The sequence below is a fragment of the Streptomyces poriticola genome (assembly GCF_036689765.1).
Lineage (GTDB): Bacteria > Actinomycetota > Actinomycetes > Streptomycetales > Streptomycetaceae > Streptomyces > Streptomyces poriticola.
The window spans coordinates 69,708-76,885 of record NZ_JBAGKH010000030.1 but is presented as its reverse complement, the minus strand read 5'-3'; the positions used below and the strand labels follow the sequence as shown (position 1 = coordinate 76,885).

General features: G+C 73.2%; 2 protein-coding genes. Both read right to left on the bottom strand.

Annotated elements, in window-relative coordinates; genetic code table 11:
• Positions 1 to 5,937, bottom strand: a 5,937-nt coding sequence (locus V5O46_RS26835; protein WP_332887290.1) for an amino acid adenylation domain-containing protein, incomplete at its 3' end; no start/stop codon positions are given.
• 44 nt (positions 5,938 to 5,981) lie between these two features.
• Positions 5,982 to 7,169, bottom strand: a complete 1,188-nt coding sequence (locus tag V5O46_RS26830) for an NAD(P)/FAD-dependent oxidoreductase (protein ID WP_332887289.1) — start codon at positions 7,167 to 7,169, stop codon at positions 5,982 to 5,984.
• Between the last annotated feature and the right edge of the window lie 9 nt (positions 7,170 to 7,178).

Genomic DNA, 7,178 nt, shown 5'->3' with positions numbered 1-7,178 from the left:
GTCTTCGAGCAGCTGGTCGAGGACCCGGACCAGCCGGGTGGCGATCGCCTCGGCCGCAGGACGGTCGAAGAGGCTGTTCTGGTAGTCGAGGGAGAGCCGCAGGTAGGGGTCGGAGGCGTTGAGGGTGAGCGGGTAGTGCGAGCCCGCGAACGGGCGGATGCCGTCGATGGTGAACCCCGCCGCGAGGTTCGCGTCGACGATGCCCTCGCGGTCGACCGGGTAGTTCTCGAAGACCACGATCGTGTCGAACAGGGCGGGCAGTCCGACGCCGCGCTGGATGTCGCCGAGACCGTAGTAGTGGTGGTCGAGCAGCGCGGTCTGCCGGTCCTGGAGTTCGGTGATGACGTCGCCGACGCTGCGGTCGGGCCGGACGAGCACCCGGGTCGGCAGGGTGTTGATGAACAGGCCGACCATCTCGTCCGACCCGGGTACGTCGGCCGGGCGCCCGTTGACGGCGGCGCCGAACACCACGTCCTGCCGGCCGGTGAGCTTCGACAGCAGGATCCCCCAGGCGCCCTGGAGGAGCGTGTTGAGGGTGACCCCGAGTTCCGCGGCGCGCCCGGCGAGTGCCCGGCCCTTGTCGATCGACAGCGGCACCTCGATCCGTCCGAGGGCGGACACGTCCTGCTGGAGCGGGGCGTTCGGGGCGACGAGGGTCGGCTGGTCGAGTCCGGCGAGCTCGGCCGCCCACCGGGCGGCCGACTCCTCCCGGTCCCGGGTGGACAGCCAGGTCAGGTAGTCGCCGTAGCTGCGGACCGGGGGGAGCACTTCGGTTCCGGCGTACAGCCGGATCAGATCCGTGATCACCACCGGCGAGGACCAGCCGTCGAACAGGGTGTGGTGGGCGGTGATGATCAGCTTGGCCCGCCGCGGCCCGTAGGTGAGCAGGGCCAGGCGGAGCAACGGGGGCCGGGCGGGGTCGAGTTGGTCGGCCCGGTCGTCGGCGAGGGCCTTGTCGAGCGCCGCGTCCCGCTCGCCCGGGTCCTGGTCGGTCAGGTCGATGTGCCGCCAGGGCAGCGGGGCGTGCTCCGGCACGACCTGCACCGGGTCGCCCCCGGCGGCGGTGAGGAACGCGGAGCGCAGGTTCGGATACCGGTCGAGCAGGGCCTGGCCGGCCGACCGCATGCGCTCCGGGTCCACGTGCCCGGACAGATGCAGCACGAACTGCATGTGGTAGACGTCGAAGGAGCCGTCGGCGAGCGCGGCCTGGAACTGGATGCCGGACTGCCCCGGGGCCTGGGGCCACACCTCGGCGAGCCGACCGTAGCGCCGCTCCCAGGTCTCGATCTCGTCCTGTCCCACCGCGACCAGCGGGGCGTCCGCGGGCGTGAGCCCGCCGGCCTCCGGGCGGGCCGCGTGCGCGGCCATGCCGTGCAGCACCTCGGCCCACAGTCCGGCCAGTTCCCGGACCCGCTCGCGGGACAGCACGCCGGTGGGGAACATGAAGGCTGCCTGCAGCCGGGTGCCGTCGGCGGTGTCCGTGGCGACCGAGTTGACCTCGAGCACGGACAGCGCGGGCAGGTCCGGGTCGGGCGCCGGGATCAGCTCGGTGGACCAGGACGCCGGTCCCCACCCGTCCGCGCGCAGCTGCTCGGGCACGTCGGCGTCGGAGATCCGGCCGAGGTAGTTGAACCCGATCTGCGGCACCGGGAGCCCGGCGAGCCGACCGGCGGTCCCGGGGTTCAGGTGGCGCAGCAGCCCGTAGCCCACGCCCTTGCCGGGGACCGCACGCAGCTGCTCCTTGACGCGTTTGACCGCGGTCCCGGCCGCGGGGCCGCCCGCCAGCACGTCGGCCAGATCCACCCCCCGTACGTCGACCCGGGCCGGGTGCATGCTGGTGAACCATCCGACGGTCCGGGAGAGGTCGGTCCCGGGGACGAGCTCCGCCTCGCGACCGTGCCCCTCCAGGCGGACCAGGGTGGTGCCGTCCGTGCCGCGCCAGCGCTCCACCGCCAGGGCGAGCGCGGCGAGCAGCACATCGGTGGCGGTGCCCCGGTAGGCCGCGGGAAGCCTGGTCAGGACCGAGTCGGTCACGTCGGCGGGCAGGTGCACCCGCACGCTGTCGACGGTGGCCATCACATCCACCGCCGGATCGAAGGCCCGGGTGCCCAGCGGGGGGTCGGGGGCCTCCAGCAGGTCCAGCCAGTAGGCGAGTTCCGTCTCCCGGTCCTCGGAGAGCGCCTCCTCCTCCAGCGCCGACGCCCAGCGGCGGGCCGAGGTGCCGACCGCGGGCAGGCCGGGTGTGCGGCCGGAACGGACCTGCTGCCACGCCTCGGCCAGGTCCGACAGCAGGATGCGCCAGGAGACGCCGTCCACCACCAGGTGGTGCAGGACCACCAGCAGCCTGCCCGCGCCCGACCCGGCGGCGAACCAGACGACGTCCGCCATGATCCCGGCCTCCGGGTCGAGGCGCCCGGCCGCGGCGTCCAGCTCCGCCTTCGCCGCCGCCAGCGAGGACGGCTCGTCCCACCGGCCGTCGCAGGACACCCGGTGGACGAGGTCCGCCGCCCGCACGGTGCCCTTCGGACGCACGACGAGGGAGAGCTCGGGGCCGCGCACCAGCCGGGCGCGCAGGAGGTCGTGCCGGTCGAGCACGGCGTCCAGGGTCGCGGCGAGGCCCCGCTCGTCGATACCGGCGGGCAGTTCGAGCGCCATCGCCATGGCGAACCGGTCGATCCCGCCGCCGTGTCCGAAGACCTGCCGTGCCACCGGCGGCAGCGGCATCGGGCCGACGCCGCCGTGCTCGTCCTCCGCGAGGGCGGGCACCCGTTCCCGGCGGGTGGTGGCGGCCTCGGCGAGGCGGGCCGCCGTGCGGCACTCGAAGATCTCCCGCGTGGTGACGTCCAGGCCCCGCGCCCGGGCCCGCGCCACCACCTGGATCGACCGCAGGCTGTCCCCGCCCACCGCGAAGAAGTCGTCGTCGGCACCGACCCGCTCCACGCCGAGCACGTCCGCGTAGGCCGCGGTGATGACCGCCTCGGCCTCGGTGCGCGGCTCCCGGTAGGCCGCACCGGTGAACTCCGGTTCGGGCAGCGCCGAGCGGTCCAGCTTGCCGGTCGGCCCGAGCGGCATCCGGCCGAGCGCCACGAAGGCCGACGGCACCATGTAGTCGGGCAGCCGAGCCGCGACGAACCTGCGCAGCTCGGCGGGGGAGGCACCGGCCATCACGTCCACGTCGCCGATCCCGCCGGCGCCGTCGTCGCCGACGGCCCCGTCGCCGGTGTGCACCACGTACGCGACGAGCCGCCGCCCGCCCGACGGCGCCTCCCGGCCGACCACCACGGCCTGGCTGATCCCGGGGTGCGCCAGGCACACGGCTTCGACCTCGGCGGTCTCGATGCGGAAGCCGCGGACCTTGACCTGGCCGTCGGCCCGGCCCAGGCACTCCAGTCGACCGCGCGCGTTCCAGCGCGCCAGGTCGCCGGTTCGGTACATCCGCCCGCCCGCCGGGCCGAACGGGTCGGCCACGTACCGCTCGGCCGTGATGCCCGGCCGGCCGTGGTAGCCGCGGCCGAGGCAGGTTCCCACCACGTACAGCTCGCCGACCACGCCCTGAGGCACCGGGGCGAGTCCCGGGCCCAGGACGTAGGCACGCATGTTCCCCAGCGGGGTGCCGATGGGGGCGACGTCGCTCTCCGGCGGCTCCTCGGTCGCCGTGAGGGAGTACGTGGTGGCGTAGAAGCTCTCGCTCTGCCCGTAGGAGTTGACGATCTGCACCCCGGGCAGGGCCTCGCGCACCTGCCGCACCAGGGGCGCGGGAAGCACGTCGCCGGCGAAGACGACCGTGCGCACGCCGGTCGTCCGCTCCAGGTGGCCGACCAGTTCCCCGAGCACCGAGGGCACCGCACTGATCACCTGACCGTCCCAGCCGTCCCGCTCGCCGAGCGCCAGCACGTTCGGCACCACCTCGGCCGTGCCGCCGGTGGACAGGGTGGACAGCAGCTCGAAGACGGAGACGTCGAAGTTGACCGAGGTACCGGCCAGCATCCGCCACCCGGGCGGCGCGTCGAGGACGCGTACCAGTTCCCGCACCCCGTTGGCGACATTGCGGTGGGTGATCGCCGCGCCCTTGGGGGTGCCCGTGGAACCGGAGGTGTACATCACGTAGGCCAGGTTGTCCGGGCGCAAGGACGCGGTCCGGCCCGCGTGTGCCGGGGTGCCCCCGGGCGGGTCCCACTCCGCGAGGTGGTCGAGTTCGATGCTCGCCATGTCGTGCCGGGGCAGACCGTGCGACGTCGCGGTGTCGGTCAGCACGAAGCGCGGGCGAGCCTCGGACAGCACTCTCCCGGCCCGTCCGCCGAGGTGCTGCGGGTCCATCGGCAGGTATCCGGCGCCCGACTTGAGGATGCCGAGCAGGCCGGCCACCAGGTTCTCCGTGCGCGGCAGTGCGAGGACCACCAGGTCCTCGGGTCCGGCGCCGCGCCTGACCAGCTCCCGGGCGATGCCGTTCGCCCGGTCGTCGAGCTCCCGGTAGGTCAGCGTGCGCCCGTCGCACACGACCGCCGGGGCGTCCGGCGTCCTGGCCACCTGACTCTCGAACAGCTCGGGGATCGTCTGCTCGGACACCGCTGCCGCGGTGTCGTTGAACCGGACGAGCAGCCGGTCCCGCTCGGCGGTGCCGAGCACGTCGACGCCGCCGGTCCGCTGTCCCGGGTCGGCCACGAGGCGGCCCAGTACGCGGACGAACCGGTGCGCGAGGGACTCGGCCGTGCTCCTGTCGAAGAGGTCGGTGGCGTATTCCAGGCGGCACCGAGCCGCGCCCGAGCCGTCCGGGAGCATGTCGAAGAAGAGGTCGAACTTGGCCGTTCCGGTCTCGAGCCGCTCGGCCCGGACGTCCAGGCCGGGGAGCTGCAGGTCCGGCACGGGCGGCTGCCAGGAGAGCATCACCTGGAAGAACGGGTTGTAGGCGCTGGACCGTTCGGGGTTGAGGAGTTCCACCAGCCGCTCGAACGGCAGATCCTGGTTGTCGTACGCGGCGAGGGACCTGTCCCGTACCCGCTGCAGCAGTTCGCGGAAGGTCGGGTTGCCGGAGAGGTCGACGCGCAGCACCCAGGTGTTGACGAAGAAGCCGACGAGGTCCCGCAGTTCCTCGTCGGTGCGGCCCGCGATCGGCGCGCCGACGGGGATGTCGTCGCCGCAGCCGAGGTGGTGCAGGAGGACCCCCAGCGCCGCGTGCATGACCATCGACACCGTGGTGCCCTGTTCCGCGGCCAGCTTCTCCACAGCCCGCAGCAGGCCGGGGTCGACCGTGAACCGGACCACGTCACCGCGCGGGCCGACGGCCTTGGGCCGGGGGCGATCGGCGGGGAGGGCCAGCGGCTGCACCAGACCGGCCAACGCCCCGCGCCAGTAGGCAAGTTGCCCGGCCGCGAGGCTGTCCGGGTCCGACTCGTCGCCGAGCACGTCCCGCTGCCACAGCGTGTAGTCCGCGTACTGCACCGGCAGCGGTTCCCATGCCGGAGCGCCGCCCTCGCTACGGGCGGCGTAGGCCAGGGCGAGATCGCGGAACAGCGGCCCGAAGGACTCCCCGTCCACCGCGATGTGGTGCGCGACCAGCACCAGGGTGTGGTCGTGCGGTCCGGACCGCACCAGCCGGGCGCGGATCGGCACATCGGCGGCCAGGTCGAAGGTGGCGGTGGCCGGCTCGTCCACGGCCGCGGCCCGCTCCTTCTCCCCCGCCACCTCGACGACCGGCAGCTCGAACGGTTGCCGGGCGGATGACAGCACCTGCTGGTGCGGGACTCCGTCGTCGTCCTCGACGATCACCGTGCGCAGCACCTCGTGCCGGTCGACGACGTCGCGCAGCGCCGACTCCAGCGCATCCACGCTCAGCTCGCCGGTGAGCCGCAGGGCGAAGGCGCCGTTGTAGGTCGACGACGGTCCCTCGAACTGGTGCACGAACCACAGCCGGCGCTGCGCGAACGACAACGGGATCATTGATTCTCCAAAATCGGCAGGGCCACCACGGAGCGGGCCGCCGCTCAGCTCTGGTCGAGCAGCGTCAGGAGGTCGGCGTTGTAGAAGTCGTCGATGGAGCAGGCACCCGACAGCGTCGAGAAGTACCGGTCGATCAGGTCCTGGTGACCGGCGAGCTTCCGGAGCATCTCGGTCCGCCCCTCGGGCTTGAGCTCGGCCACGTTGAGCGCGGCCTGGTAGAAGCTGGTGTGGTTCTCGTCCAGGTCCTCCTCGTACCGCTCCAGCGCCGCTTCGAGCGCCACGGGGTCGTGCAGCCGGTCCCCGATGTGCCCGGTGAGGGTCCGGGCCTGGAGGAAGGCTTCGGTGATGCCGCGGGCGGTGATGGAGTCCTTGTGGTTCACCGCGTCGCCGACCAGCGCCCACCCGGGGCCGTGGGCCTGGCGGAAGAAGTTCTCCTGATGCCCCGTGCCGTACAGCTGCTCGACCCGCTCACCGGCCCGCATCCGCTCGTACAGCTCGGGCGCCGTGGTGCGGAAGGCGTCGAGGTATGCGGGCTCCACGGCCCTGCGCACCCCGGAGAACTCGTCCTGCGGGAAGTAGGCCATGAGCAGGGTGAGGTCGTCGTTGGTGGGGATGACACCGATCCAGCGCCCGGGCCGCTCGTACAGCTCGAAGTGCGCGGGGACGCCGGCCCAGTAGCTGTAGTAGGTGCAGGTCTGCCGCGGGTGCTCGACGACGTTCCGCGCACCGGCCTTGCGGGCCACCAGGGAGCGCATGCCGTCCGCGCCGACGACGAGCCGCGCCCGTTCCGTCGCCGCGGTGCCGCCGGGCGTGGTGTACCGCACGCCGACGACCCGGTCGTCCTCGAACAGCAGGTCGGTGACCGCGCAGGACTCCCGGAACTCCGCGCCGGCCGCCACCGCGCCGCGCGCCAGGATCGGGTCGAGCACGTACCGCCTGGGCGCGTACGTGGTCCGCTGGCCGTCGACCGGCAGGGAGAAGCCGTCGAGGCGGACCCCGGGCGCCTGGTAGCTCTGGTGGTCGATCGGCCGGCAGCCCGCCTTCCGGAGTTGCTCGAGCAGGCCCCACCGGTGGAGCAGGGCGACGCCCGGCTGATGGATGTAGTGCGAGGACAGGGTGTCCTGCGGGAACCGCGCCTTCTCCAGGAGCAGGACACGATGACCCTGCCGGGCGAAGAGCATGGCCGTCGGCGATCCCGCACAGCGGGCACCCACGACGATGACGTCGTACATGGCGCCTCT

Coding starts and splice junctions, on each gene's coding strand:
- V5O46_RS26830 (WP_332887289.1), bottom strand. CDS start 7,169: ATGTACGACGTCATCGTCGTGGGTGCCCGCTGTGCGGGATCGCCGACG.